Here is a 292-nt window from a genome sequence, read left to right on the forward strand (position 1 = left end):
TGGGGCGTTCGTCTGACTGGTCGGTGTTGGGGTTGTCGTCGGATCCGACGCCGGGTGATCCGGAGCGGATCAAGCGGCTGGCGGAGCGTCTGGAGACCTTCGCTGATGATGCGGCGGAGGCGTTGTCGACGATCCGGGGAATGGTCGAGTCCGACTCCCTTGCCACCTTCGTCGGGTTGACGGCGGACGCGTTCAAGGAGCGGTTCGAGAAGGTCCCGCCGAACCTGACCAAGCTGCACACCTCTTACGATCTGGCGGCTGCGGCGTTGGCGACGTACTGGCCGAAGCTGGA

The 292-nt window shown here is 65.1% G+C and carries 1 pseudogene; it reads left to right on the plus strand.

The features are described from left to right. Positions 1-292, plus strand: a pseudogene (locus E0D90_RS26995) (putative T7SS-secreted protein); the annotation flags it as partial.

The organism is Streptomyces otsuchiensis (assembly GCF_004305975.1).
GTDB classification, from domain to species: Bacteria; Actinomycetota; Actinomycetes; order Streptomycetales; family Streptomycetaceae; genus Streptomyces; species Streptomyces otsuchiensis.